Here is a 23,006-nt window from a genome sequence, read left to right on the forward strand (position 1 = left end):
GCCGCCGCCGAGACGGCGGCCACGTGAAAGCGGCACCCGCGACCGGGCGCGCCGGTCAGGCGTGCGAGAGCGCGAACGCGACGAGGAAACCGAGCACGGTGATCAGCCCGACCAGCAGGTGCGCGTCGGCGAACGCCTCCGGGACCATGGTGTCGGTGATCATCGCGAGGATCGCGCCCGCGGCGAGCGCGGTGATCGTCGCCAGCAGCTCGGGCGGCGCGCCGCCCAGCAGCGTGTACCCGGCCAGCGCCGCCGCACCGGAGATCAACGCGATGGCCGTCCACAGCCCGAACACGTAGCGCCGGGTACGCCCGGCCTGGCGCATGCCGGCCGCGCTGGACAGCCCTTCCGGCACGTTGCTGAGGAACACCGCGATGACGGTGACCAGGCTGACCGGGCCGCCTGCGAGCAGGCTCGCGCCGATCACCACCGATTCGGGTACGCCGTCGAGCAGCGCGCCGACCGCGATGGCCGTCCCCGAGCCGGGCTGTTCCCGCTCGGAGGGCTGCTCGTCGCCGGAGCGCTTGCGGTGCCGCGCGCCGTGCCGGGCCAGCAGCACGTTCGCCCCGGTGTACGCGAGCGCGCCGATCGCCGCACCGATCACCACCGGCCGCAGGCCGCCCTGCTCGTGCGCCTCGTCGATCAGCTCGAACGAGACGGCGGACAGCAGCACACCTGCCCCGAACGCCATCACCGAGGCGGTCATCCGGCGCGGTACGCGCGCGAAGAACCCGACGGCCGCCCCGATCAGCAGGGCCGACCCGGCGAGCAGGCCCCAGAATCCCGCTTCCAGCCACTCCGGCACGCGCTGGACCCTACCCCCGGGCGCGCGTCGTCAACCGGGTCAGAAGTCGACGAACAGGTGCGGCAGTTCACGGGGGAAGAGGCGGCGCAGCTCACCGGCCGCGTCCACGGGCACCTCACCCAGCCCGCGTACGACCACCTCGGCCGGGTCGAGCACCCCGTACGCCAGGGCGGACAGCCCGGCGGCGGTGAGCCGCGCGGTCGGCACGCTGCCCTCGGCGGCGGTCTGCGCGGGCAGCACCGCGAGCTTGCCCGTGGTGCCGTCGAGCAGGTGCCGACCGGCGAGCCAGCGGTCGCCGACGACCTCGATCAGTACCCGGCCGACCCCGACCGGCTGCTCGGCGAGCGCGTCCAGGCTGAGCAGCCGGGCCATCGGCGCGGTCGGGTCGGGCCGGGCCACCCGCGCCTCCACCTGCACGTCGAGGTCGGTGAGCCACAGCTCGGGCAGTTCGTCGGGGGTCACCTGGAGGCTGATCCGGGCCACCTGGTCGACGTGCCGGGCGAAGAACTGAAGCACCGACGCGCGGGCGTACGCGTCGTCGACCAGCAGATCGTCGGCGAACAGCGTGCCGGCGTGGTCGTCGATGCGGTAGGTGACCGCGCCGACCGTCTCGCCGCCGCGCACCACGCTGATCAGCCAGCGGTCGTCCCGGTCGCGTAGCCCTACCGCCCGGAAGTCCGGGAAGACCGCGAAGCCGTGGCGTTCGCGCAGGCACCGCTCGGTGTACGCGCGCCACCGCGGATAGCCCGCGCCGATCCGCTCCCAGACCAGCTCGTCGGGCAGCTCGGCGCGCAGCAGCGGCGCCAGGTCCGCCGGGTTGAAGATCGCGGTGCGCCGCCGGGGCAGCCCGATGTAGCCGAAGCGCTCGTAGAACGAGGCGCGGAACGGGTGCAGTGCGGTGAGCTGGTGGCCCTCGTCGCGTACGCCGTCGAGGAGCTGCTGCATGAGCGTGCGGACGTGGCCGCGCCGGCGGGCCAGCGGATGGGTGGCCACGCCCGCGACACCGGCCATCGGCAGGACCGCGCCGCGCAGGTTCTGCCGCATCGGTATCGCCGACACGGCCGCCGCGGTGACCCCGTCCTCCTCGGCCACCAGCGTCGTGTTCCCGGCGTTGTACGGCAGGTACGCGCGGAACTGGTCGGTCCGGGTGGCGCCGATCGGCGAGGCCTCGAACGCGTACGCCTGGAGCGGGAAGCTGGTGGTCAGTCGTTCATCGGCGGCCAGCCGGCGAATGTGCATCCGTTCATCCCAACCGCACCCGCCGTGGTCCGCAACCGGAAAGGGGGCCCGCTCACGCCTCGGTGACGTCCGAGATGACCACAGTCACGTTGTCCGGCGCGCCGGCCTGGTGGGCCAGTTTCACCAGTTGCTCGCCGCACTGCTGGCGGTCCCCGTAGGTGGCGAGCGCCGCGGCGATGGCGGCGTCCTCCACGTAGTCGGAGAGGCCGTCGCTGCACAGCAGCAGCCGGTCGCCGGGGAAGACGGTGAGCGCGCCGACGGCGGGTGGCGCGTCGGAGCCCTGCACCGCGCGGGTGACGAGCGAGCGCTGCGGGTGGTGCCGGGCCTGGTCGCGGGAGAGCGCGCCCTGGTCGACGAGCGCCTGCACGAACGTGTCGTCGCGGGTGAGCTGGGTCAGCTCGTGGTCGCGCAGCAGGTAGCAGCGGGAGTCGCCGACCTGGGCCAGAACCAGGGTGTCCCCGGCGAGCAGGGCGGCGGTGAGCGTCGTACCCATGCCGTCGCGGGCCGGGTCCACCGTGATGGCCGCGCGGATGCGCTGGTTCGCGGTGCTCACGACGGCGCGCAGCGCATCGGCCGCCTCGTCGGCACCGGTGGGCGGCGTCAGCTCGTCCAGGATCCGGATGACGATCTCGCTGGCCACCTCGCCGGCGGGGAGCCCGCCCATGCCGTCGGCCACCGCCACGAGGCGGTCACCGGCGAGGGCGGAGTCCTCGTTGTTGGTCCGGACGAGGCCGACGTCGTTGAGGATGGCCGAGCGGAGGATGAGCGTCATGACGACAAGCTTGCCAAGAAGAACGGCTCCGCGTCTCTACGCGGTGGCGGGTCTACTGAAAGAAATGTCATCAGCTTGCATCCTGGGTATGCGTCAACTGTCCGGTGTGGACGGACGAGGATAGCGCAGCAGGAGGCTCGCATGGACCTCCTCCTCGCCCACCGCCGCGTAGGTGTGCGGGACGTCGGAGGTCCACCGCAGGTAGCCCCCGGGACCGGCGGTCAGCGGGGCGTCGACCGGCCCGGCGCGGAGCACACCGGAGAAGACCGTCACGTGTTCGGTCACGCCGCTGGAGTGGGCGGGGGAGAGCTGCGCCGGCCCCGGCGCGACCCGCATCCGGTACAGCTCGTATGTCGCCGCCCGGTCGTCGAACACCTCCAGCAGCGTGGCGCCGACCGCGGCCCCGCGTACGGTCGGCGCGTGGTCGGGTGTGGCGAGCACGGCGGTCAGCGGTACGCCGAGCTGCGCGGTGATCGCGTACAGGGTCTCCAGCCGGGGGTTGCGCACGCCGTTCTCCAGGCCGGAGAGCGTGGCCTTGCCGACGCCCGCGAGGCGGGCCAGTTCGGACAGGGAGACGCCCCGCTCGGTGCGGAGCGAGCGGATGCGCCGGCCGACCTCTCGGGCGCCCCTGTCGTCGGCTGGTGCGGCGGCTGTCATGGGGGCTATCGTGCTACACCGTGCCGTTCCGTAAACGGAACGGTCGGAGGAGGAGAGCATGGGGGGTCGGCTCCAACCCGTCCTGGCCGGCGTGGTGACCGCGCTGGTCGGCTTCGCCAGCTCGTTCACTGTCGTCCTGGCCGGGCTGCGCGCGGTCGGCGCCGAACCGGACCAGGCTGCCTCCGGCCTGCTCGCGCTCTGCGTCGCCAGCGGCGCCTGCGCGGTCTGGCTCGGCCTGCGGCACCGGCTGCCGCTGTCGATCGCCTGGTCCACGCCGGGCGCGGCGCTGCTCGTGGCCACCGGGCCGGTCGCCGGCGGCTGGCCCGCGGCGGTCGGCGCCTTCCTGCTCGCCGGCCTGCTGATCGTCGCGGCGGGGCTGATCCCCGCGCTCGGCCGCGCGGTCGCCGCGATCCCGGCTCCGATCGCCTCCGCCATGCTCGCCGGGGTGCTGCTGCCGCTGTGTACGGCACCGGTACGCGCCCTGGTCGAGGTACCCCGGCTGGCCGGGCCGGTGGTGCTGGTCTGGCTCCTGCTGCACCGGTTCGCCCGCCGCTGGGCGGTGCCGGGCGCGCTCGCCGTGGCAGTGGTCGCGATCGCGCTCACCACCTCCGGGCCGGCCCGGCTGGACGTCGCACCGGTCGTCGCGTTCACCGCGCCGTCCTGGACGCTGCCCGCAGTCGTCGGGCTCGCGCTGCCGCTGTTCCTGGTCACCATGGCCGCCCAGAACGTGCCCGGCACCGCGGTGCTCGCCGGGTACGGCTACCGGGCCCCGCTCGGCTCGGCGCTACGGGTGACCGGGCTCGCCACCGCACTCGGCGCCCCGGCGGGCGGGCACGCGGTGAACCTGGCCGCGATCACCGCCGCGCTGGCCGCAGGCCCGGACGCCCACCCCGATCCGGAGCGGCGCTGGATCGCCTCGGTCACCGCCGGGATCGGCCTGGCCCTGCTCGGCCTGGGCGCCGGCGTGGCGACCGCCCTGGTGCTGCTCTCCCCGCCGGTGCTGGTCGAGGCCGTCGCCGGGCTCGCCCTGCTCGGCGCGCTGGCCGGAGCGGTCACGGCGGCGGTCGCCCAGCCGGACGCGCGGGAGGCGGCGGTGGTGACGTTCGTGGTCACCGCCTCCGGGGTGAGCCTGCTCGGGGTGGGTGGCGCGTTCTGGGGACTGGTAGCGGGCTGGCTGATGCTGCTGCTGTTCCGCCGCCGCGCGGTCGTACCCCCGCCGGCCGAGCCGCCCCGGACCGAACCCGCCCCGTCGCTTTCCGGCCGGACCGGGTGACGAACTGTTAACCTGGAGTGCGCAGGAGGCCCGTGAGGGTTCCCGCAACCGCCTCAGGGCCCGCTCTCACGCGGGCCCTCCGTGCCTCGCCCACCCGGTTGCTCAGCCCATCGCTGTCTGCTGAGGTGGTAGCCGCAGTTCGAGTTCGACCGTCTGAACTTCCTCCCGGCTCACCGTTATCGGTGCCGGCCGCCCGATGTGGTAGCCCTGAGCGAAGTCGACCTCGGCTGCGCGCAGAAGGTCCATCGTCTCCTTGTCCTGGACGTACTCGGCGGCGACACGGATGCCGAGCGTGTGACACAGCTCGACGAGCGCCGACACCACAGCCTGGTCCGCCGGGGATCGGCAGAGGTCGACGATGAACGCTCCGTCGATTTTGACGAGGTCCACCGGCAGGTACTTCAGTTGGGCGAGAGCGCCGTACCCGGTGCCGAAGTCGTCGAGCGCGAGGTGGCACCCGATCTCTCTGATCCCCCTGGCGAAGGTCAGGGCCTCGTTCCGGTTCTCGATCAGCGCGGTCTCGGTGATTTCGAATGTCAGGCACTCCGGCTTGACGCTGTGCCGATGGATCGCCTCGGTGACGAAGGTGAGCAGCCCCGGATCGGCGAGCGATCTCCCGGAGACGTTGACTTGATAGTGGGAGGTCTGAGCCCCGCGGCCGATCAATTCCAGAGCATGGTCGATGACCCATTTGTCGACGGACAGGATCTCGCCCACACGCTCGGCCATGTCGAGGAAAGCCCACGGCGCGACCGGCTCGCCGGTGTCACTCCGTACCCGCAGCAGAATCTCGTGACGGGCGATCTGGTTGAGTGCGAGATCGATGATGGGCTGGGCGTACAGGGCGAAACGGCTCGTCGATACAGCGCCCAGAATCCGCGAACGGCAGCGCTCGGTCCGCTCCCTCTCGGCGGCCGGATGCTCCAGGACCTTGACGTCGGTCGCGCTCCGGCGTGCGTCGCGGGCCGCGTGCTCGCCGTCGATGAGAAGGTCGAAGCCGGTGTCCGGGATGTCGCTGCCGAAATGGACCACACCGGCCGAGATGTTGAGCCGCAGTGGCTTCTGGCGGACGCTGAAGAGATGATTCCGGAACTTGTCGACGATCTGCGCGGCCAGGTTCTCCGCCGTCCGCGCTTGTTCCTGCCGGGCGAGTAGTAAGCCCCACGAGCCGGAGCCCACCAGGCCGCTGGTCACGTCATGCCCGACGACTGTGCGCAGGGTCCGCGCGATGTCAGCCGTCAGTTGGTCCCGGTCCTCGTCGGTGAGCGCGTCAGGCATGCGGGTGGCGGGTTCGGTCGTCACGACGATCAGGGCGCCGCCGGTCGTGCGACGCGCCCTGTCGACCTCGTCGATGACGTAGCCCCGAGTCTGTAGTCCGGTGAGCACGTCCCGTACGGCCGGATCGGCGCCGAGCATCTGACGGCGGATCGCGAGCCGACGTTGCTCCCGGCGGGCGAGTTCGAGCGCGGTGACGTCCTCGCCCGTGGCGATGACGCCGACCGGCCGGTCCGCCTCCGTCAGGATCTCGAGGTGGCAGGACACGTGGCGGATGCTGCCTCCGGGTTGGACCACCCGGAAACCGATCTCGTCGGGACGGCTCTGCTCCCACGCCGTCCTCACCGCGGCGAGGACACGCTCGACATCAGCGGGGTGGACGAGGTCGAAGAGCGTCCGTGGGGTGAGGCGGAGCGTTCCGGGCGCGTGGCCGACGATCATGGCCATCTCGTCGGACCAGGAGAGCCGCTCGGAACGCTCCGTCTGGCCGGCGCCGGCCAGCCAGGTGACCGTGCCCCGCTTCGCGAGCTGGGCGGCGCGCGCCACCCGGGTGGCCTCGCCGGCGTCCCACGTCAGCGGGTCGACGAGGTCGGTATCCACGATGATCTCATAGCCCTCGGCCAGCGAGAGGTCGTACTGACTCTGCACGGTCCGTGCGACACGGCGGGCGCGGGCGAGTTCCAGAGGGCTGGGCCTGGTCTCGGCCAGCGCCAGGATGTCATCGAGGTCCACGGCCCGCCCCCTGACGCCGGTCGCGCTCCGAACGGGTGAAGCCTGCCTCCTCGGCCAGTTCGCCCAGCCTCTTCCTGGCGGCGGTCTTGTAGGAGCGGACACTGTTCTCGGTCAGGCCGAGAATGCCTGCGATCTCCTGGTTGGAGAAGCCCTCCCGCGACATCTGGAACACTTCGGCGTGCCGTGCCGGTAGCTGGTGCAGCCAGCCTCGCAGCGTCTCCTGCGCCTCCCACACGTCCGCGATGTCCGAGTGGGACGACGGTGGCAGGTCTTCCGGCGCCACCGCGGCTTCCCGCTGGCGCCGATCGTGATCCTTCAGCATCTTGAAGCGGGCCGTGCTGATGATCCAGCCGGCCGGTTTGACGTGCTCGCGAAGCTTGGGCCACTCGACTCGGCCGTGCAGATACGCTTCCTGAAGGGCGTCGTCCACCGCTTGACGGTCTCGGCACGTCGCCCTGAGAATCCGTTCGACCCGGTAGTAGGAGCTCTCGGCGAATTCGGCGAACTCCCGGTCGTGGAGGGCTTTCAGGCGGGCTGCCTCCGCCTCGCGCAGAGCGTCGCTGTCGGTGGAGCCCGGTGTCAGAGCGGCCGTGCCCTTGATGTCGGTCACGCCGCCTCCTCGACGGCCTCGGTCTTCGACGCGCTGCGTCCGCCCAGCTCGACCTCTCGATGCCCGTCGCGGTCGCGTTCCACGATCCGCACGACGTCATGGTCGGTCTCCGCGAGCCGAATCAGCCATGTCACCCGGGCTGTGGTGCGTGTCGTCGCCTCGCGTTCCTCGTTTATCCGGGCCCGGTATGCCACATAGGCTCGCACCAGGCCGGCGACCACTCCGGCGACTGCTGTAGCCACGGCCACCACCTGGTATCCGGTGAGCGGTTCCGCCAGCGCTTCGTTCATCGTTCCCCCTCGACCCCCTTGGTTCGCCAATAACTATCCGTGGCGGAGGGTCGATGTAGATACGTGAGCGCGCGCAATGTTTTTGAAGATCAATGATCAAGGCATTCATCTGCGATCAGAGCGCAAAGTCATGCCATTGGAACGCTGTGCAAGTGGATTGGCGAGCGCCTTTTCGGGGCAACTTGCATTGATCATTCATTACCGTGGGTGACAAATGCATCACCTCTGCCGGGGCTCACTCCTCGGCGGGCAGCTCCGCGGCCGGGACGGTGAGGCGTACCGCGCCGTCGCTCACCGCGGCGATGCGGTCGGCCAGCACGTAGACCGCGCCGGTGCGGACCAGCTCGGTGGAGACCTTGAGGTAGCCGTCGCGCAGCAGCCGGGCGGCCAGGTCGGCCGGTACGTCCGGCTCCTCGACCGCCGCCGACTCGATCAGCTCGTCCAGGCTGCTGCCCGGGTCGACCGGGGCGGGCGCCTGCACTGTCACCGCGGCCGGGTCGCCGCGCTGCACGAGATCGACTGTGCCCACCTCGACGCCTGCGGAGTCGACCACCCGCATGCCGGTGGTGACCCGGGAGACGGTGTCCTGCTGCTGGCTCATGCAGAAGCGGTTCCCGGGGCGCGCGGGCGCTAAACGGACGGGGCCCAGCCGCCCGGCGGGCGGGGGGACAGCTCGCGCCAGGTGTCGGTACCGTCCAGCAGCGCGCGGACCGTCTCCTCGGCCTCCTCGACGCTGGCGTGCTCGTAGAACCGGGAGACCCCCTCGGCGCCGCCGGCCCGCTGCTCCACGTGCCAGCGGTCGCCGTCCACCCGGAGGAAGACGTCACGCCGGGCGAGGCGTCCCCATTTCCCGTTCCACCAGTGCCTGCGCTGCTCCATGCCTGGACTCTATCGAACATGTGTTCGATACACGTCGGCCCCCGCGGGATTCCCGCGAGGGCCGATCGGCTATGGCGTCAGCGCGGCGCGGGCGGCTCCTGCCGGCGGCCGAGCACGTCGTCCAGGGCGCTGCGCTGGCCGGGGGTGCCGTGGTTGCCGGCGAGCAGTGCGTCGCGGATCTCGGTGAGCAGCTTGACCTCCTCGCTCGGGGCCGACGGCGGCGGCTCCTCGCCGCGCTTGCGCCGCTCGGCGAGCTTGTTCATCGGATAGACGACGAGGAAGTACAGCGCCGCAGCGGTGAGCACGAACGTGATCGCCGCGTTGACGAACGCCACCCAGTCGAACGGGATGCCCCGGAACTTCGGGGTCGAGCCGCTGAGGCCGTCCTTGCTGCCCGTGATCAGCGCGATGAACACCCGTACCAGCGGTTCCAGGAACGACTTGGTGAGCTGGGTCACCACGCCGGTGAACGCGGCGCCGATGACGACACCGACCGCCAGGTCGACGACGTTGCCGCGCATGATGAAGTCTTTGAAGCCCTTGAGCATCCGTACTCCCGTGCCCTGATGAGTCTGCGTCGGGGACAACCTATGCCGTTACCCATCGCCGGCTCTAGTGAGCTCGCGATCGGTAGTCCTGCCTTGCGGCGGGACGGTCCCGGTCTGACCCGCTGAGGCGGCGCCGGGTTGACGCTTCACTGCCACCAGCCCAGCATGCTGGGTCTTACGGTCGGCTCCACGTCCAGCCACCGGACCACTCCCGGTGGTGTGACTCGCGACTAGGGCGGCCAGATTGCGGGCAGCGTTGAGATCTCTATCAAGCACCAGGCCGCACTTTGTGCAGATGTAGATCCGCTCGGCTAGGGCCAGCTTGGCTTTCGCCGTACCGCAACCCGAGCAGGTTTTCGAGGAGGGATACCAGCGGTCGGCCAGAATCATTTGGCCGCCGTACCACTCAGCTTTGTATGCCAGTTGCCGGCGCAGTTCGGCAAAACCGGCATCGGCGATATGCCGCGCCAGCCGTCGATTGCGCAGCATTCCGGCGACGTTGAGGTCTTCTAGCACGATCGTGCCGTGTTCTCGGGCGAGGCGGGTGGTGAGCTTGTGCAACCCGTCACGACGCAGGTTTCTCACCCGTGCGTGAGCCCGGCTAAGGCGGGCGGATGCCCGTTCCCACCGGCCGGACGGGTGGCGGCTGGCGCACCGATCCGGTCCGGCCTTTCGGGCCAGCGCCCGGCTGAAACGCCGCAACCGCGCCTGTGCACCAATCAGGTGCTGGGGGTTTGGTGCCTTCTCACCGGTCGAGAGCACCGCGAGATGCTTGATGCCAAGGTCGACACCGACCACCGACAGGGGTTGGGTCGGGCGGCGATCGGTTCGCTCGACCTCGCAGGTGAAGGCCACGTGCCACCGGCCGCCGTCACGGCGCACGGTGGCGGACATGATTCGGGCGGTCCCGCTGTCGATGCGGCGGGCGAGCTTACGGGCGGACTCGTGTAGCTTCAGCCGGCCTAGCCGTGGAAGCACTATATGCTTCCGGTCCAACTCCACCCGGATCGTGCCAGTGGTGAAGCGAACGCTCGGCGCAGTGCGTCGGCGGGACTTGAACCGGGGGAAACCGGCGGGTCGGCCGGCCCGGTGCCCGCTGCGGGAACGGGTCCAGTTCCTCAGTGCTCGGGCGAGTGCGTCGAGACCCGTGTTGAACGCTTCTTTGGAGCACTCCGTCCACCATGGGGCGACCTGCCGCTTAGCGGCGTTCCATTCCTTGCGCAGCCCTGGAAGCGACCACGACAGCGCCGGGGTGAGTTGATTATCCGGGATGCCGTAGGTGCGCTCCGCGGCCCGTTGACACATCACTGCTCTGACTCGTGCGAGCGCCCAATTGTGCGCCACGCGGGCGGCACCGGCGTGCGCAAGTGCTGCGCGTTCCTGCATCGGGGTGAGATCGAGGGCGTATCGGTACGCCTGGATCGTCTTCACGCGGAACCATCGGGAGGTGACGGCGCCGGCCAGGATGCCGTGGCCACTACCTGCTCCTTCGGGTCTCCCGTCATGTCAGGAAGCTAGCGGGTGCCAGTGACATTTTGCGTGCGTCAGCAGCCGCTGCCCCCGGCGGGCCCTTCGAGAAAAGCACCGGCTTCGATCGCCGCCCGCTGCGGGTCGCCGGCCCGGATCGCCTCGACCAGCCGGCCGTGGTCCACGTACCGCTCCGGGGTCAGCGCCTCGCCCATCGCCTGGGCCACGGTGCTGCGCAGCGCGGCGCCGACCGAGGCGTACAGCTCGGCCAGCATGGCGTTGTGCGCGGCCGCCACCACGACCGTGTGCAGCGCGGCGTCCGCCTCGACGAACTCGTCCACCCGGCCGCCGCGCCACGCGGCCTCACGGGCCGCGAGCGCGCCGTCGAGCGCCGCCAGGTCCTCGGGGGTACGCCTCAGCGCGGCGAGCCGGGCCGCCTCCACCTCGAACGCGCGCCGGACCTCGATCACCTCGGTCATCCGGTCGTCGGTGAGCCGGCGGGCCACCACCGGCGCCAGCTCGTCCGTCGACACCACGTAGGTGCCGGAGCCCTGCCGGCACTCCAGCACCCCGGCGTGCACGAGCGCCCGGACCGCCTCGCGGACCGTGTTCCGTCCCACGCCGAGCGCGGCGACCAGTTGCGGCTCGGTGGGGATGCGCCCGCCCACCGGCCACTCGCCGCCGAGGATCCGTTCCCGGAGCTGCTCGATCGTCTGCCGGACCCGGTGACCGCGCGGAGGCACGGCGACGGAATCCCGGGCGGGTGTCACCGGTTACACCTCGTGCCGAAATTCATCCCATGATTGTAGGTTCGAGGTCATGACTCCGCCACCTGCGCCCGCCGCGACAGTGCCCGCACCGGGCGTCACCCCCGCGGCGGCCCCCGCCCCTGCGGCCGGCCCGGTCCGCGGCGGTCTGCTGGTGCTCGCCGGGATGCTGCTCGTCGCGCTGAACCTGCGGGCCGCGGTGACCAGCCTCGGCGCCCTGCTCGACGAGATCCGGGTCGGGCTGGGACTCTCCGGCGCGATGGCCGGCCTGGTCACCACGCTGCCCACCATCGCGTTCGCCGGGCTGGGCGCGCTCACCCCGTGGCTGGTCCGACGCTGGGCCGCGCCCCGGGTGCTGGTGCTGGCCATGCTGGCGCTCACCGCCGGGCAGGTGCTGCGCGCGGTCACCGGCTCGGCTGCGGTCTTCGTGCTCACCAGCGCGCTCGCGCTGGCCGGCATCGCGGTGGCGAACATCCTCCTGCCGATGCTCGTCAAGCAGCACTTCCCGCACCGCACCGGACTGGTCACCGGGGCGTACACGATGGCCCTGACGGTGGGCACGACGGTGGCCGCCGCGGCCGCCGTGCCGGTCGCCCACGCGTTCGGCTCCTGGCGGGCCGGACTCGGCATCTGGGCCGGGCTGGCGGCGCTGGCCGTACTCCCGTGGGTGCCGCTCGCGCTGCGGGCCCGCGCCGCGCGACGGAACGCGCCCCCGGCGGTGGCCGTCGCCGCCCCGGCCCGGGTGCAGCCCGCCCGGACCCGGCTCGGCTGGGCCATGGCGGTGTACTTCGGGGCGCAGTCGCTCAGCGGGTACGCGATCATGGGCTGGCTGGCCCAGCTCTTCCGGGACGCCGGCTACCGGCCGGAGGCGGCCGGGCTGCTGCTCGCCGGGGTGACCGCGCTGGGCGTGCCGGTGGCGCTGATGATGCCGGCGCTCGCCGGCCGGCTGGCCACGCTGCGCCCGCTGGTGCTGTCGCTGACCGTGTTCTCCGCCGCCGCGTACACCGGTCTGGCGCTCGCCCCGCGCGGCCTGGCGCCGCTGTGGGTGCTGCTGCTGGCGCTCGGCCAGGGCGCGTTCCCGCTCATCCTGACCACGATCGGGCTGCGCGCCCGGACCGCCGAGGGCACCGTGGCGCTGTCCGCGTTCGCGCAGAGCACCGGGTACGTGATCGCGGCGCTCGGACCGCTGCTGGTGGGCGTCCTCTACGAGGCGACCGGCGGCTGGACCGCCCCGATCGGTTTCCTGCTGGTGGCGCTGGCGGTGCAGACGGCGGCGGGCATGGTGATCGCCCGTCCCCGCTACATCGAGGACGAGCGCTGAGCGGGATCGGTCAGGAGGAGGCCGGGGTGGGATCGCCCGCGACGGCCTGCTCGACCGTCGGGTACGTGTGCAGCACCTCGACCAGGCCGCTGACCTCGAGGATGCGCAGCACACCGCGCTGCGGGGCGGCCAGCCGGACCACGCCGCCGACCTCGTCGCAGTTGTTCTTCGCCCGGACGAACACCGACAGGCCGGTGGAGTCGCAGAACGAGACCTCGGCCAGGTCGAAGACGAGGCGGCTGCGCCCCTTGTCCAGCAGATCCGTGATCTGGTCCTGGAGTTGCGGTGCCGTGGCCATGTCCAGCTCGCCCGCGACCGACACGACGACCACGTCGCCGCGCTGTTCCGTGTGCACCGTCAAGGACATTCGTCGACCTCCTGTGTTCGGGGGAAACGGTATCCCACGATGGGCGCGACGCGCAGAACGGGAGCGGTCACGGGTGCGGTCGATCATTCTTTGCTCCGCGACAAGTACCGCGTCAGCCTCCGGTGATAGAGTCCGCCCGTCCAAATCAGGGAGGTCAGCATGGCGTTGAGCGCCGAACAGGGTGGTCGGCTCGCCCACCTGCTCAGTCAGCACACGGACCGGCTGACCAACCGCTGGACGGAGATCGTCGCCAGTTCGCTGCGCGGTCGCCTGAGCCGGGCCGAGCTGGCCCGTCAGGTCCAGGAACTGCACCGCGCGCTGATCGACGCCGGCCGCCATGGCGTCTCCGACCTGGCCGGCGAGCACGGCGGTGAGCTGCGGGCGGTGCTGTCCGAGCTGTCCACCAACCGGGCCCGCCAGGGATTCTCCGCCACCGAGACCGCGATCAGCGTGTTCGCGCTCAAGGACGCCCTGCTGGAGCTGATGGAGGAGGAGAAGGGCGACGAGACCCTCCGCGACTTCGTCTCCTTCTCCGCGCTCGTCGACCAGATGGGCCTGTTCACCTTCGAGACGTTCGTCCGCGCCCGGGAGAGCCTGATCGCCGACCAGGCGGAGCAGCTGCTGGAGCTGTCCACCCCGGTGGTCAAGCTCTGGGAGGGCGTCGTCGCCGTCCCGCTGGTCGGGACGCTGGACTCGGCCCGCGCCCAGGTGGTGATGGAGCGGCTGCTGCAGACGCTCGTCGACACCGGCTCGCCGTACGCGATCATCGACATCACCGGCGTACCGGCGGTGGACACGCAGGTCGCGCAGCACATCCTCAAGACCGTGGTGGCCGCCCGTCTGATGGGTGCCGACTGCATCATCTCCGGCATCCGCCCGCAGATCGCCCAGACGATCGTCGCCCTCGGCATCGAGTTCGGCGACATCGCCACCAAGGCGAGCCTCGCCGACGCGCTGCGCCACGTGCTGCGCCTGACCGGGGTCGAGACCACCGCTCGCCGCCCGCGGCGGGAGTCCTGATGGAACGGGTGCCGATCCTCAAGATCGGCGACATCCTGCTGGTCTCCATCCAGGTCGACATGTCCGACCAGACGGCGATCCAGTTGCAGGAGGACCTCGCCGAGCGGATCGTCGCCACCGGCTGCCACGGCGTGATCATCGACATCACGGCGCTTGACATCGTCGACTCCTTCGTCGGCCGGATGCTGTCCACCATCGCGTCCATCTCCAAGGTGCTGGACGCCGAGACGGTGGTGGTCGGCATGCGCCCGGCCGTCGCCATCACCCTGGTCGAGCTGGGGCTGTCGCTCAACGGCATCCGTACCGCGCTGAACGTCGAGCGCGGCATGGAGCTGATCGCGGCCAGCCGGGCCGACGAGTGGGACGAGGCGGCCGACGACGAGGACACCGAGACGACGGCGACGGCATGACCACGGGCGTCGACCTGGGTGTGCCGGCGACCCAGGCGATCCGCAGCGACGAGGACGTGGTGCGGGTCCGGCAGTTGGTGCGTACCACCGCCGTCGCGGTCCGGCTCTCCCTGGTCGACCAGACGAAGCTCGTCACCGCCGCCAGCGAGCTGGCCCGCAACACGCTGATCTACGGCGGTGGGGGCAGCGCCGAGGTGAGCACCGTCTCCGACGGCCGCCGGCGCGGCGTGCGGATCGTCTTCGCCGACGAGGGGCCGGGCATCCCCGACCTCGACCTGGCGCTCACCGACGGCTACACCACCGGCGGCGGGCTGGGCCTGGGACTGAGCGGCGCCCGCCGGCTCGTCGACGACTTCGACATCCGCACGGCTGTCGGCGAGGGGACGCGGATCACCGTCACCAAGTGGTCGCGATGACCGCCGACGTGGTGCCCGACCACGGAATCTGGTTCCGGGTCGACACCGGCGCTACCGCCGGCAGCGTACGCCGGGCGGCCGAACGTCTCGGCCGGCAGCTCGAACTGAGCACGTCGCGCGTCGCGGACCTGGCAATCGTCACCGCCGAGATCACCAGCAACCTGGTCAAGCACGCCCGCGAGGGCGCGCTCCTGATGCGCCCCGCGCGCCGGGGCGGCCGGGCCGGGGTGGAGCTGGTGGCCATCGACTCCGGCCCCGGCATGGCCGACCTCACGCTCTCCTCCGTCGACGGACACTCCACCGCCGGCACGCTCGGCATCGGGCTCGGCGCGATCGCCCGGCAGTCGAGCCGGTTCGACGGCTACTCGACGCCGGGCCGGGGCACGGCCCTGGCCGTCCAGGTCTATGACGGCGTACCGCCGGAGCCGGACTGGGCGGCCGGGCTGGCCCGTCCGATCACCGGCGAGCAGACCAGCGGCGACGGGTACGCGGTCCGCCAGGTCGACGGCCGGCGGCAGGTGCTGGTCTCCGACGGGCTGGGCCACGGACCGCTCGCCGCCGCCGCCACAGGTGCCGCCGTGTCCGCGTTCCGCTCCGCGCCGGACGGGCCGCCGGACGTCGTGGTACGGCACCTGCACGCCGCCATGTCGCACACCCGGGGTGCCGCGCTCGCGGTGGCCGAACCGGATCCGGCCGCCGGACTGCTCCGCTACGCGGGGCTCGGCAACATCGCCGCGATGATCGTCGCGCCGGGCGAGCGGCGGCGCGGGCTGGTCTCGCTGCCGGGCATCGCGGGGCACCAGCGCCCCGTGATCCGCGGGTACGACTACCCCTTCTCGCGCGACGCCACCCTGGTCATGCACAGTGACGGGGTGGTGGATCGCTGGGATCTGGACGACTATCCCGGGCTCGCCGGGCGCAACCCGCTGCTGGCCGCCGCGACGCTGCTGCGTGACGCCGGTGTCCGCCGCGACGACGCCTGCGTCCTGGTGGCCCGGGGGGCGGCATGACCGAACCCCTCCTGCACCTCGCGCTCCGGGTGGAGCAGGACATCTTCCTGGTCCGGCAGCGGGGCCGGGAGGTGGCCGCGGCGGTCGGGCTGGAGCACCAGGATCAGGTACGGATCGCCACCGCGCTGAGCGAGGTGGCCCGGGAACTGTTGCACGGGGCCGACGGCGCGGACGTCACGTTCGCGCTCGACCGCGACGCCGTGGGCCGCCGGGTCCTCCAGGTGGACCTGTCGCCGCTGCGCCCGCTCCCCGGCGGACGGTACGAGCCGCAGTCCGGTGCCGTCGCGCGTCTGGTGGACACGTTGCGGGTCGTGGCCGTCGAGGGCGATACGGTCGTGAGGATGTCCCGACGAGTGCCCGACCACGCCGAGGAGCTGACGGCTGATCGCGCCGCCGAGCTTCGTGCCGAGCTGGCCGAGCGCGCCCCGGGTTCCGCGCTGGACGAGCTGGCCGCCCAGAACGCGCAGCTCATCGCCGCCCTCGACGAGGTACGCAGCCAGCGCGACGAGCTGGCGGTGCTGAACTCCGAACTCCAGGAGACCAACCACGGTGTGATGGCGCTCTACAACCAGCTCACCGAGGAGCTGGAGGAGACCAACCGCGGCGTGGTGGCGCTCTACGCCGAGCTGGACGAGAAGTCCGCCCAGCTGCGGGCCGCCAGCGAGTCGAAGAGCCGGTTCCTGGCGAACGTCAGCCACGAGCTGCGCGCCCCGGTCACCGCGATCATCGGCCTGGCCCGGCTGCTGGCCGACTCCGCCTCCGACCCGCTCACCGGCGAACAGGCCCGCCAGGTGGGGCTGATCCGCTCCTCGGCGGGCGACCTGCTGGGGCTGGTCAACGAGCTGCTCGACCTGGCCAAGGCGGAGTCGGGCCGGATCGAGCCGGACTGGTCCGACGTCGACCTGCGCGCCGTGTTCGGGCAGTTGCGCGGCACGCTGCGCGCGCTCGCCTCCCGCCCCGAGGTGGAGCTGGTGGTCGAGGAACCGCCGGCCCCGGCCACTGTGCGCTCGGACGAGGTGCTGCTCGCCCAGGTGCTGCGCAACCTGCTGCACAACGGACTGAAGTTCACCGAGCGCGGCGAGGTGCGCCTGCGCGCCGAGCGCCGCGGCGACCAGTGGACGCTGTCGGTCACCGACACCGGCGTGGGCATCCCGCCGGAACTGCACGAACGGATCTTCGAGGAGTTCTACCAGGTGCCCGGCACGACCCGGGTCGGCGGCACCGGGCTCGGTCTGCCGTACGCGCGACGGCTGGTCACGCTGCTCGGCGGGACGCTGGAGCTGACCAGCGAAGCCGGCCGGGGCAGCACGTTCACAGTTGCCCTCCCCGCGGGCGGAGCGTGACGGTGGACGGCGGGCCGGTGACCGTGCTTGTGGTCGACGACAGCGGCCCCAAGCGATACCTGCTGGTCAACTGGCTGACCCGGGCCGGCTTCGTCACCGTCGAGGCGGAGAACGGCACGGCGGCGCTGGACCGGGTGGCCCGGGAACACATCGACCTCGTGGTGCTCGACGTCCGGCTGCCCGACATGAGCGGCTTCGAGGTGTGCGAGCGGATCAAGGAGGCGTACCCGTCGATCCCGGTCATCCACGTCTCGGCCCACGCCGTCGACGTGGTGGACCGGGCGCAGGGCCTCACCCGGGGCGCGGACGCCTACCTGGCCGAGCCGATCGAGCCGGAGGAACTGGTCGCCACCGCCCACGCGGTGCTGCGCTACTACCAGGCCCGGCGGCGGGCCGAGCAGCTCGCCGAACGGCTCGCCGCGCTGGCCGACGCCACAGTGGAGATGCACGCGTCACCGAACTTCGTCCGGCTGCTGGAGGCCGCCGCGAGCGGCGCGGCCCGGATCTTCAAGGCCCCGGCGGCGGTGGTCGCGGAGACGTTCGACGGGGACTGCCTGGCCGGGGTGGCGTCCGACCCGCACACGCCGGCCACCATCGTGCCGTGGGTGGTGGACGACACCGGAGTGCCGATCGGCACCCGGGTACGCGTCGACGAGCCGGCCAACTGGGCGCTGGCCGGCTGGCCGGACGGCGACACCGTGACGGTTGCCGCATCCCGGCTGCGCGAGGACCGGGCCCCGCTGTACGTGGTGGTGCCGACCGCCACCCAGACCGTACGCACGCCGGTGCTGGTGCAGCTCGCCCAGGCGGTCGCCTCGGCGGTGGAGGCCCAGCGGTCCTTCGACGAGGAGCACCGGATCGCTGTGACGTTGCAGCGCAGCCTGCTCCCGCAGCGGCTGCCCGACGTCGTCGGTCTGGACCTGGCCGTCCGGTACGAGCCGGCGAGCGCGCAGACCGAGGTGGGCGGCGACTTCTACGAGCTGGTGATGCTCGACGGGCATCTGCTGGTGGCGATCGGTGACGTGGCCGGGCACTCGTTGCACGCCGCCACGGTGATGGCCGAGTTGCGGCACGCGGTGCGGGCGTACGCGGTCGAGGGGCACCAGCCGGGCGTGATCCTGGACCGGGTCAACGAGCTGATGCGCAGCCTGCTGCCCGCCGAGCTGGCGACCATCTGCGTCCTGCTGCTCCATCCGCCGACCGGGCGGGTCCGGATGGCCAGTGCCGGGCACCTGCCGGCGTTGCTGAGCCGGGACGGGCAGGTCGAGTTCGTGGCGCAGTCCGCGCCGCTGCTCGGCGTGCGCGCGCCGCGCCCGCCGGACCTGGAGTTCGTGCTGCCCGCCGGGGCCACGCTCGTGCTCTACACCGACGGGCTGATCGAGCGGCGGGACGCCACCATCGACGACGGCATGGCGGCGCTCGGCGTGGTCGCCACCCGGGTGGACGACGACCTGGACGACTTCTGCCGGCGGCTGCTCGTCGAGCTGGCACCGCCGGAGATCCACGACGACGTGGCGGTGGTGGCGGTCCGCCGCCGCTGACCCGCATCGGCGCGCGGCCCGCCCCGCGTCACTGTCGCAGGGCGGCCAGCGAGCGGGCGTACGCCGCGGGGGAGACCCCGGCGACGGCGGTGAACTCGCGGACCAGGTGGGCCTGGTCGGCGTACCCCAGATCGGCGGCGACCCGCGACCAGTCGAGCGGCCCGGCGGCGGCCTGTTCGATCGCCTCCTGGAGCCGGTAGCGGCGGATCACCCACTTCGGACCGACGCCGACGTGGTCCAGGAAGAGACGCTGGAGCCGGCGGACGGAGACGGCGTGCCGCCGGGCGAAGTCCGTCACCCGCAGCACGGTCCGGTCGGCGCGGATCTCCTCGACCAGCGCGGTGGCCTCCGCGTTGAGTGGGTCAGCAACCGGCGACCACGAGGTAAGCAGCTCGTCCAGCCTGGCGCAGCGCTCGTCGTCGGTGCCGGGGCAGATCGGCCCCTCGGTGATCGGTACGCGCCGGCCGGTCAGCTCGGCGACCGGGCGCCGCCAGAACGGCCGGAACCCGCCCGGGCGGAACTGGACGCCGGAGACCCGGCCGGTGCCGTGCAGCGTGACGGTGAACAGGCCGGTGTCGACGCCGGCGATCTCGCCGTGCTCGGCCGCACCCTCCTGCGCCTGGAACACCACGTTCACGGTCGGGTGCGGCACCACCCGTTGCTCGAACGACTCGGTCAGATCCCAGTCGATCAGCCAGTAGTGCTCAACCCACTGGCGCAACGCCGGGGCGGCCAGCCGGCGCCGGAACCGGACCTGCCGGCGCAGCCGGACGGGATCGAGGATGCCCCGGTTGTCACGCCGCGGTTCGTGTCGCATTTCTTCAAGACCGCCCTCATACGCTGCCCCTATGAGCACGAAGACTAGTGAGCTGCTCGCCGTCGCGGCGCCGCGTACGGCGGCGGTGGTGCGGGGCATCTCGGACGACCAGCTCGGCCTGCCCACGCCCTGCCCCGACTACACAGTGCGCGACCTGCTCAATCACCTGTTCGACGTGGTGGTCAACTTCCAGGCGCTGGCGCGTCGGGAGGAGGTCGACTGGTCCGGCAAGACCGACCACCTGACCGACGGCTGGCGGGACCGGTTCGCGACCGAGGCGACCCGGCTCACCGAGGCGTGGTCCGACCCGGCCACGCAGGAGGGCGTCTCGCCCGGCATGGGGCTGCCGCAGGAGACGGTCGGCTCGATGGCCCTGATCGACCTGACCATCCACGGATGGGACCTGGCGCGGGCCACCGGCCAGGAACTGAGCGTGGACCCGGCCGTGGTGGCGGCGGGGCACGAGTTCATGGACCGGATGGGCGACACGGGCCAGAAGATGGGCGCGTTCGGCCCGCCGGTGCCCACCGACGCGGCACCGGACGGCATGGACGCGCTGCTCGGCCGGGCCGGGCGCGATCCGGCCTGGACCCGCTGATCCGAACGGCCCGCGTTGTCCCGCGCGGGCCGTTCTTGACAGCGCTATTCACTCAGCGAATAGTAAGGGAGGTGTCCACTCAGCACGTCCTGCTCGGGCTGCTCGCCGCCGGGCCCCGCCACGGCTACGAGCTGAAGCGCGCGCACGACGAGCGCCTGCCCCGGGCCCGGCCGCTCGCCTTCGGGCAGGTCTACGCGACGCTGGCCCGCCTGCACCGGGACGGCCTGGTCGTGCCGGCCGGCCAGGAACGCGACGGAGGCCCGGACCGGACCGCCTACGCGCTCACCGACGACGGACGGGCGGCGCTCGACCACTGGCTGGGCGCCGTCGAGCCACCGATGCCGTACGTGGCGAGCACGCTGTTCGCCAAGGTGGTCGTCGCGCTCCTGGTGGCAGACGCCGCGCAGGCCCGCGGCTACCTGATCGCCCAGCGCCGGGCGCACACGCAGCGGCTGCGTGAGCTGACAGCGCTCAAGACCGCCCCCGGTGCCCGCCTCGACGAGGTGGTCGCCGCCGATTTCGCCATCGCCCACCTCGACGCCGACCTCCGGTGGCTGCACACCACCCTGGACCGGGTCGTCGACTGGCACCGGGAGGTGCACTCGTGACGTTCCTGCAAGCGCGCGGCGTCGTCCGCGCGTACGGCCATACGCCCGCGCTGCGTGGCGTGACGCTCGACGTGGCCGAAGGCGAGATCCTCGCGGTCACCGGGCCGAGCGGATGCGGCAAGTCCACCTTGCTGCACTGCCTGGCCGGCATCCTGCGTCCCGACGCCGGTCAGGTCACCTGGCGCGGTGAACGGATCGACACGTGGCCGGAGGCGGCCCGCTCCCGGCTGCGCCGTACCGAATTCGGGGTGTTGTTCCAGTTCGGCCAGCTCGTCGCCGAGCTGACCGCGGCGGAGAACGTCGCCCTTCCGTTGTTGCTCGCCGGCACGGGGCGGCGAGCGGCACGGACGGCGGCGTTCTCCTGGCTGGACCGGCTCGGTGTGGCCGACCTCGCCGACGTCCGGCCCGGCGAGATGTCCGGCGGGCAGCAGCAACGCTGCGCGCTGTCCCGGGCGCTGGTCACCGAACCACGGGTGCTCTTCGCCGACGAGCCGACCGGCGCGCTCGACACGCTGGCCGGCGAGCAGGTGCTCACCCAGATCGTCCGGCTGGCCCGCGAGCAGCGCACCACAGTCGTGCTGGTGACCCACGAGCCGCGCATCGCCGCGTACGCGGACCGGGAGGTGAGCCTGCGCGACGGCATGGTCGACCACACCGGCCTCGGGCTCGACCCGGCGCTGCCGGGCGGATCACGGTGAGGCCGGGCACGCTGCTGCGGCTCGCGCTTGCAGGCACCCGCACCGACATCGCCCGGGTGGTGCTCACCGCGGTGAGCGCCGCGCTGGCGACGCTGGCCGGGCTGGCCGCGCTGACGGTGCTGGCGGTGGTGAAGCCGCCCGGCGATGCCTGGACGCAGTCCGACCAGTACACCAACGCCCTGCTGCGGGAACCCGGCCTGCGTCCCGGCGTCGCGCTCGCGGTGCTGCTGCTCTGCGTACCGGTGCTGGGACTGGCCGGGCAGTGCGCCCGCCTCGGTGCGCCCGGCCGGGACCGGCGGCTGGCCGCGTTCCGGCTGGCCGGCGCCACCCCCGGGCAGGTCACCCGGGTCGCGGTCGCCGAGACCGGCGTGGCGAGCCTGCTCGGCACCCTCATCGGCCTGGCCGTCTTCCTGGCCGGGCGCAGGTTGCTGCACCGGCCCGACGCCGACGGGCGGCTGCCGCTGCCCACCGACGTGCGTCCGGCGCCGGTCGCCGTGGCCGCCGTGGTGCTCGGCCTGCCGCTGGTGGCCGCGCTGGTCAGCGCGCTGCTGCTGCGGCGGGTCACCACCACCCCGTTCGGCGTCGTACGCCGGGTCCGCACCCGGGCGCCCTGGCCGTGGCCGGGCGTGCTCATCCTCGCCGCGCTGGCGATGTTCGCCGCGATCCGCCCGCTCCTGCTCTGGTACGAACGGCGTGGCGTGGTGGCCCCCGACTGGCCGGTGCCGACACTGCTCGTCGTCGGCGGGCTGACCGCGATGATCGGCGTGGTGTCGGGCACCGGCTGGATCTCGTACCAGACCGGCCGGCTGCTGCACCGGCACGGACGCGGCCCGGCTGCCCTCCTCGCCGCCCGCCGGCTGGCCGCCGACCCGTGGGCCGGCAGCCGCACCTTCGCCGCGCTGCTGGCCGCGCTGATCTTCGGCGCCGGTGCCGCAGGACTGCGTGCCGACTTCCAGGCCGAGGCCGAGGTGACCCGCCGCACCGGCTCCGGACTGGCCGACCCGGGCTTCTACCTCGGCGCGATGGACCTGGTCGACCTCGCGGTCGTGGTGGCGATGGCGATCGCCGGCGGTGGGCTGCTCGTAGCGGTGGTCGAGGGGATCACCAGCCGGCGCCGGGCGTACGCGGCACAGGTGGCGACCGGCGTGCCACGGGCCACCATCGGCCGGTCGCTGCTCTGGGCCGCGCTCGCCCCCGCCGTACCCGCGATCGGGCTCGCGCTGACTGTCGGCTACCTGCTGGTCCGGGGCGTCATGCCGGCACCGAGCAACGGCGGGTTCACGCGGACGATCTGCGACGCCGGCACGGAACTGTGCGGCGACCCGGCCACCGCGGCGCGGTACACCCGTACCGAATGGGTGCCGAAGACGACGATCCCGCCGGACGTACCGTGGGACCAGCTGGCCTGGCTCGCGGCCGGCGGGCTGGCGGCGGTGCTGGGCACGGTCGTGGCCGGCCTGCTGTTCCTGCGCGCCGCGACCTCGGTGGAGGAACTGCGCGCGGGCTGAGCGGTCAGCGGCCGAGCAGCCCCTCGTGTAAGGAA

General features: G+C 72.5%; 26 protein-coding genes. 12 read left to right on the forward strand and 14 right to left on the reverse strand.

The genetic code is table 11. The features are described 5' to 3' along the window. Positions 1 to 55: 55 nt before the first annotated feature. The 4 genes from NMK34_RS01460 to NMK34_RS01475 all read right to left on the reverse strand — a co-directional run bounded on the left by NMK34_RS01460 (position 56) and on the right by NMK34_RS01475 (position 3,473). Complete coding sequence (locus tag NMK34_RS01460) at positions 56 to 805, reverse strand: ZIP family zinc transporter (RefSeq protein WP_318331905.1); 750 nt, start codon at positions 803 to 805, stop codon at positions 56 to 58. Between the two features lie 39 nt (positions 806 to 844). Beyond that, positions 845 to 2,044: an enhanced intracellular survival protein Eis gene (gene eis, locus NMK34_RS01465; protein ID WP_318331906.1), complete on the reverse strand. Its 1,200-nt coding sequence runs from the start codon at positions 2,042 to 2,044 to the stop codon at positions 845 to 847. Positions 2,045 to 2,096: 52 nt separating this feature from the next. Further along, positions 2,097 to 2,816, reverse strand: coding sequence for a PP2C family protein-serine/threonine phosphatase (locus NMK34_RS01470; RefSeq protein ID WP_013283512.1), 720 nt, complete (start codon positions 2,814 to 2,816; stop codon positions 2,097 to 2,099). A gap of 93 nt (positions 2,817 to 2,909) precedes the next feature. Further along, entirely contained in the window at positions 2,910 to 3,473 is a 564-nt protein-coding gene (locus tag NMK34_RS01475) for an XRE family transcriptional regulator (RefSeq protein WP_318331907.1), read from the reverse strand. A 58-nt stretch (positions 3,474 to 3,531) separates the two neighbouring features. Between NMK34_RS01475 and NMK34_RS01480 the strand changes: the two genes are divergently transcribed. Next, positions 3,532 to 4,746, forward strand: a complete 1,215-nt coding sequence (locus tag NMK34_RS01480; RefSeq protein WP_318331908.1) for a benzoate/H(+) symporter BenE family transporter — start codon at positions 3,532 to 3,534, stop codon at positions 4,744 to 4,746. Between the two features lie 102 nt (positions 4,747 to 4,848). Here the strand turns inward: NMK34_RS01480 and NMK34_RS01485 are convergent, their stop codons facing one another. The 8 genes from NMK34_RS01485 to NMK34_RS01520 all read right to left on the reverse strand — a co-directional run bounded on the left by NMK34_RS01485 (position 4,849) and on the right by NMK34_RS01520 (position 11,317). After that, positions 4,849 to 6,753: an EAL domain-containing protein gene (locus NMK34_RS01485; RefSeq protein WP_318331909.1), complete on the reverse strand. Its 1,905-nt coding sequence runs from the start codon at positions 6,751 to 6,753 to the stop codon at positions 4,849 to 4,851. Next, the gene (locus tag NMK34_RS01490; RefSeq protein ID WP_318331910.1) at positions 6,740 to 7,363 is read right to left on the reverse strand and encodes an RNA polymerase sigma factor; all 624 of its coding nucleotides are present in this window, start codon (positions 7,361 to 7,363) and stop codon (positions 6,740 to 6,742) included. The genes NMK34_RS01485 and NMK34_RS01490 overlap by 14 nt, the downstream gene beginning before the upstream one ends. Further along, complete coding sequence (locus NMK34_RS01495; RefSeq protein WP_318331911.1) at positions 7,360 to 7,653, reverse strand: hypothetical protein; 294 nt, start codon at positions 7,651 to 7,653, stop codon at positions 7,360 to 7,362. Before NMK34_RS01495 ends, NMK34_RS01490 begins: the two co-directional genes overlap by 4 nt. A gap of 235 nt (positions 7,654 to 7,888) precedes the next feature. Next, positions 7,889 to 8,254, reverse strand: coding sequence for a hypothetical protein (locus NMK34_RS01500; protein ID WP_318331912.1), 366 nt, complete (start codon positions 8,252 to 8,254; stop codon positions 7,889 to 7,891). Between the two features lie 29 nt (positions 8,255 to 8,283). Next, complete coding sequence (locus tag NMK34_RS01505) at positions 8,284 to 8,532, reverse strand: hypothetical protein (protein WP_026268772.1); 249 nt, start codon at positions 8,530 to 8,532, stop codon at positions 8,284 to 8,286. Positions 8,533 to 8,609: 77 nt separating this feature from the next. After that, positions 8,610 to 9,080, reverse strand: a complete 471-nt coding sequence (mscL, locus tag NMK34_RS01510) for a large conductance mechanosensitive channel protein MscL (RefSeq protein WP_187690944.1) — start codon at positions 9,078 to 9,080, stop codon at positions 8,610 to 8,612. 48 nt (positions 9,081 to 9,128) lie between these two features. After that, entirely contained in the window at positions 9,129 to 10,511 is a 1,383-nt protein-coding gene (gene tnpB / locus NMK34_RS01515; protein ID WP_318331913.1) for an IS607 family element RNA-guided endonuclease TnpB, read from the reverse strand. A gap of 113 nt (positions 10,512 to 10,624) precedes the next feature. Continuing rightward, a complete protein-coding gene (locus NMK34_RS01520; RefSeq protein ID WP_318331914.1) occupies positions 10,625 to 11,317 on the reverse strand; it encodes a FadR/GntR family transcriptional regulator in 693 nt (230 codons plus the stop codon). Between the two features lie 49 nt (positions 11,318 to 11,366). On the opposite strand from NMK34_RS01520, the gene NMK34_RS01525 reads away from it, so the two are divergent. Further along, positions 11,367 to 12,635 carry an MFS transporter gene (locus NMK34_RS01525; RefSeq protein ID WP_318331915.1) on the forward strand — a complete coding sequence of 423 codons (1,269 nt, stop codon included), beginning with the start codon at positions 11,367 to 11,369 and terminating at the stop codon, positions 12,633 to 12,635. Positions 12,636 to 12,645: 10 nt separating this feature from the next. Here NMK34_RS01525 and NMK34_RS01530 read toward each other — a convergent pair whose 3' ends face one another. Beyond that, on the reverse strand, positions 12,646 to 13,002 hold the full coding sequence (locus NMK34_RS01530; protein WP_135242831.1) for an STAS domain-containing protein: 357 nt from the start codon (positions 13,000 to 13,002) through the stop codon (positions 12,646 to 12,648). A 159-nt stretch (positions 13,003 to 13,161) separates the two neighbouring features. On the opposite strand from NMK34_RS01530, the gene NMK34_RS01535 reads away from it, so the two are divergent. From NMK34_RS01535 to NMK34_RS01560, 6 genes are read left to right on the forward strand one after another with little or no spacing between them, the layout of a single operon-like run. Further along, entirely contained in the window at positions 13,162 to 14,022 is an 861-nt protein-coding gene (locus tag NMK34_RS01535; protein ID WP_318331916.1) for an STAS domain-containing protein, read from the forward strand. Next, on the forward strand, positions 14,022 to 14,432 hold the full coding sequence (locus tag NMK34_RS01540) for an STAS domain-containing protein (protein ID WP_135242833.1): 411 nt from the start codon (positions 14,022 to 14,024) through the stop codon (positions 14,430 to 14,432). The genes NMK34_RS01535 and NMK34_RS01540 overlap by 1 nt, the downstream gene beginning before the upstream one ends. After that, positions 14,429 to 14,848, forward strand: a complete 420-nt coding sequence (locus NMK34_RS01545) for an ATP-binding protein (protein WP_121684395.1) — start codon at positions 14,429 to 14,431, stop codon at positions 14,846 to 14,848. The genes NMK34_RS01540 and NMK34_RS01545 overlap by 4 nt, the downstream gene beginning before the upstream one ends. Beyond that, positions 14,845 to 15,858 carry a SpoIIE family protein phosphatase gene (locus NMK34_RS01550; protein ID WP_318336247.1) on the forward strand — a complete coding sequence of 338 codons (1,014 nt, stop codon included), beginning with the start codon at positions 14,845 to 14,847 and terminating at the stop codon, positions 15,856 to 15,858. The genes NMK34_RS01545 and NMK34_RS01550 overlap by 4 nt, the downstream gene beginning before the upstream one ends. Next, the gene (locus tag NMK34_RS01555) at positions 15,855 to 17,201 is read left to right on the forward strand and encodes a sensor histidine kinase (protein WP_318331917.1); all 1,347 of its coding nucleotides are present in this window, start codon (positions 15,855 to 15,857) and stop codon (positions 17,199 to 17,201) included. The genes NMK34_RS01550 and NMK34_RS01555 overlap by 4 nt, the downstream gene beginning before the upstream one ends. A 2-nt stretch (positions 17,202 to 17,203) precedes the next feature. Then, on the forward strand, positions 17,204 to 18,742 hold the full coding sequence (locus NMK34_RS01560; protein WP_318331918.1) for a SpoIIE family protein phosphatase: 1,539 nt from the start codon (positions 17,204 to 17,206) through the stop codon (positions 18,740 to 18,742). 28 nt (positions 18,743 to 18,770) lie between these two features. Here the strand turns inward: NMK34_RS01560 and NMK34_RS01565 are convergent, their stop codons facing one another. After that, entirely contained in the window at positions 18,771 to 19,559 is a 789-nt protein-coding gene (locus tag NMK34_RS01565; RefSeq protein WP_318331919.1) for an AraC family transcriptional regulator, read from the reverse strand. 31 nt (positions 19,560 to 19,590) lie between these two features. On the opposite strand from NMK34_RS01565, the gene NMK34_RS01570 reads away from it, so the two are divergent. From NMK34_RS01570 to NMK34_RS01585, 4 genes are all read left to right on the forward strand, one after another. After that, the gene (locus NMK34_RS01570) at positions 19,591 to 20,157 is read left to right on the forward strand and encodes a TIGR03086 family metal-binding protein (RefSeq protein WP_318331920.1); all 567 of its coding nucleotides are present in this window, start codon (positions 19,591 to 19,593) and stop codon (positions 20,155 to 20,157) included. Between the two features lie 71 nt (positions 20,158 to 20,228). Then, positions 20,229 to 20,765 (forward strand): PadR family transcriptional regulator, encoded by a 537-nt coding sequence (locus NMK34_RS01575; protein ID WP_318331921.1) that lies wholly within the window; start codon positions 20,229 to 20,231, stop codon positions 20,763 to 20,765. Further along, complete coding sequence (locus NMK34_RS01580; protein ID WP_318331922.1) at positions 20,762 to 21,463, forward strand: ABC transporter ATP-binding protein; 702 nt, start codon at positions 20,762 to 20,764, stop codon at positions 21,461 to 21,463. Before NMK34_RS01575 ends, NMK34_RS01580 begins: the two co-directional genes overlap by 4 nt. Then, positions 21,460 to 22,971 (forward strand): FtsX-like permease family protein, encoded by a 1,512-nt coding sequence (locus tag NMK34_RS01585; RefSeq protein ID WP_318331923.1) that lies wholly within the window; start codon positions 21,460 to 21,462, stop codon positions 22,969 to 22,971. Before NMK34_RS01580 ends, NMK34_RS01585 begins: the two co-directional genes overlap by 4 nt. Positions 22,972 to 23,006 lie beyond the last annotated feature (35 nt).

The sequence above is a fragment of the Micromonospora sp. BRA006-A genome (assembly GCF_033433935.1).
Classification (GTDB): Bacteria; Actinomycetota; Actinomycetes; order Mycobacteriales; family Micromonosporaceae; genus Micromonospora; species Micromonospora aurantiaca.

What these genes read in the sequence shown, in the direction of transcription:
- NMK34_RS01540 (WP_135242833.1), top strand. Translation starts at nt 14,022, where the DNA reads ATGGAACGGGTGCCGATCCTCAAGATCGGCGACATCCTGCTGGTCTCC.
- NMK34_RS01530 (WP_135242831.1), bottom strand. Translation starts at nt 13,002, where the DNA reads ATGTCCTTGACGGTGCACACGGAACAGCGCGGCGACGTGGTCGTCGTG.
- NMK34_RS01480 (WP_318331908.1), top strand. Translation starts at nt 3,532, where the DNA reads ATGGGGGGTCGGCTCCAACCCGTCCTGGCCGGCGTGGTGACCGCGCTG.
- mscL (WP_187690944.1), bottom strand. Translation starts at nt 9,080, where the DNA reads ATGCTCAAGGGCTTCAAAGACTTCATCATGCGCGGCAACGTCGTCGAC.
- NMK34_RS01500 (WP_318331912.1), bottom strand. Translation starts at nt 8,254, where the DNA reads ATGAGCCAGCAGCAGGACACCGTCTCCCGGGTCACCACCGGCATGCGG.
- NMK34_RS01545 (WP_121684395.1), top strand. Translation starts at nt 14,429, where the DNA reads ATGACCACGGGCGTCGACCTGGGTGTGCCGGCGACCCAGGCGATCCGC.
- NMK34_RS01570 (WP_318331920.1), top strand. Translation starts at nt 19,591, where the DNA reads ATGAGCACGAAGACTAGTGAGCTGCTCGCCGTCGCGGCGCCGCGTACG.
- NMK34_RS01565 (WP_318331919.1), bottom strand. Translation starts at nt 19,559, where the DNA reads ATGCGACACGAACCGCGGCGTGACAACCGGGGCATCCTCGATCCCGTC.
- NMK34_RS01525 (WP_318331915.1), top strand. Translation starts at nt 11,367, where the DNA reads ATGACTCCGCCACCTGCGCCCGCCGCGACAGTGCCCGCACCGGGCGTC.
- eis (WP_318331906.1), bottom strand. Translation starts at nt 2,044, where the DNA reads ATGCACATTCGCCGGCTGGCCGCCGATGAACGACTGACCACCAGCTTC.
- NMK34_RS01555 (WP_318331917.1), top strand. Translation starts at nt 15,855, where the DNA reads ATGACCGAACCCCTCCTGCACCTCGCGCTCCGGGTGGAGCAGGACATC.
- NMK34_RS01505 (WP_026268772.1), bottom strand. Translation starts at nt 8,532, where the DNA reads ATGGAGCAGCGCAGGCACTGGTGGAACGGGAAATGGGGACGCCTCGCC.
- NMK34_RS01535 (WP_318331916.1), top strand. Translation starts at nt 13,162, where the DNA reads ATGGCGTTGAGCGCCGAACAGGGTGGTCGGCTCGCCCACCTGCTCAGT.
- NMK34_RS01495 (WP_318331911.1), bottom strand. Translation starts at nt 7,653, where the DNA reads ATGAACGAAGCGCTGGCGGAACCGCTCACCGGATACCAGGTGGTGGCC.
- NMK34_RS01475 (WP_318331907.1), bottom strand. Translation starts at nt 3,473, where the DNA reads ATGACAGCCGCCGCACCAGCCGACGACAGGGGCGCCCGAGAGGTCGGC.
- NMK34_RS01470 (WP_013283512.1), bottom strand. Translation starts at nt 2,816, where the DNA reads ATGACGCTCATCCTCCGCTCGGCCATCCTCAACGACGTCGGCCTCGTC.
- NMK34_RS01550 (WP_318336247.1), top strand. Translation starts at nt 14,845, where the DNA reads ATGACCGCCGACGTGGTGCCCGACCACGGAATCTGGTTCCGGGTCGAC.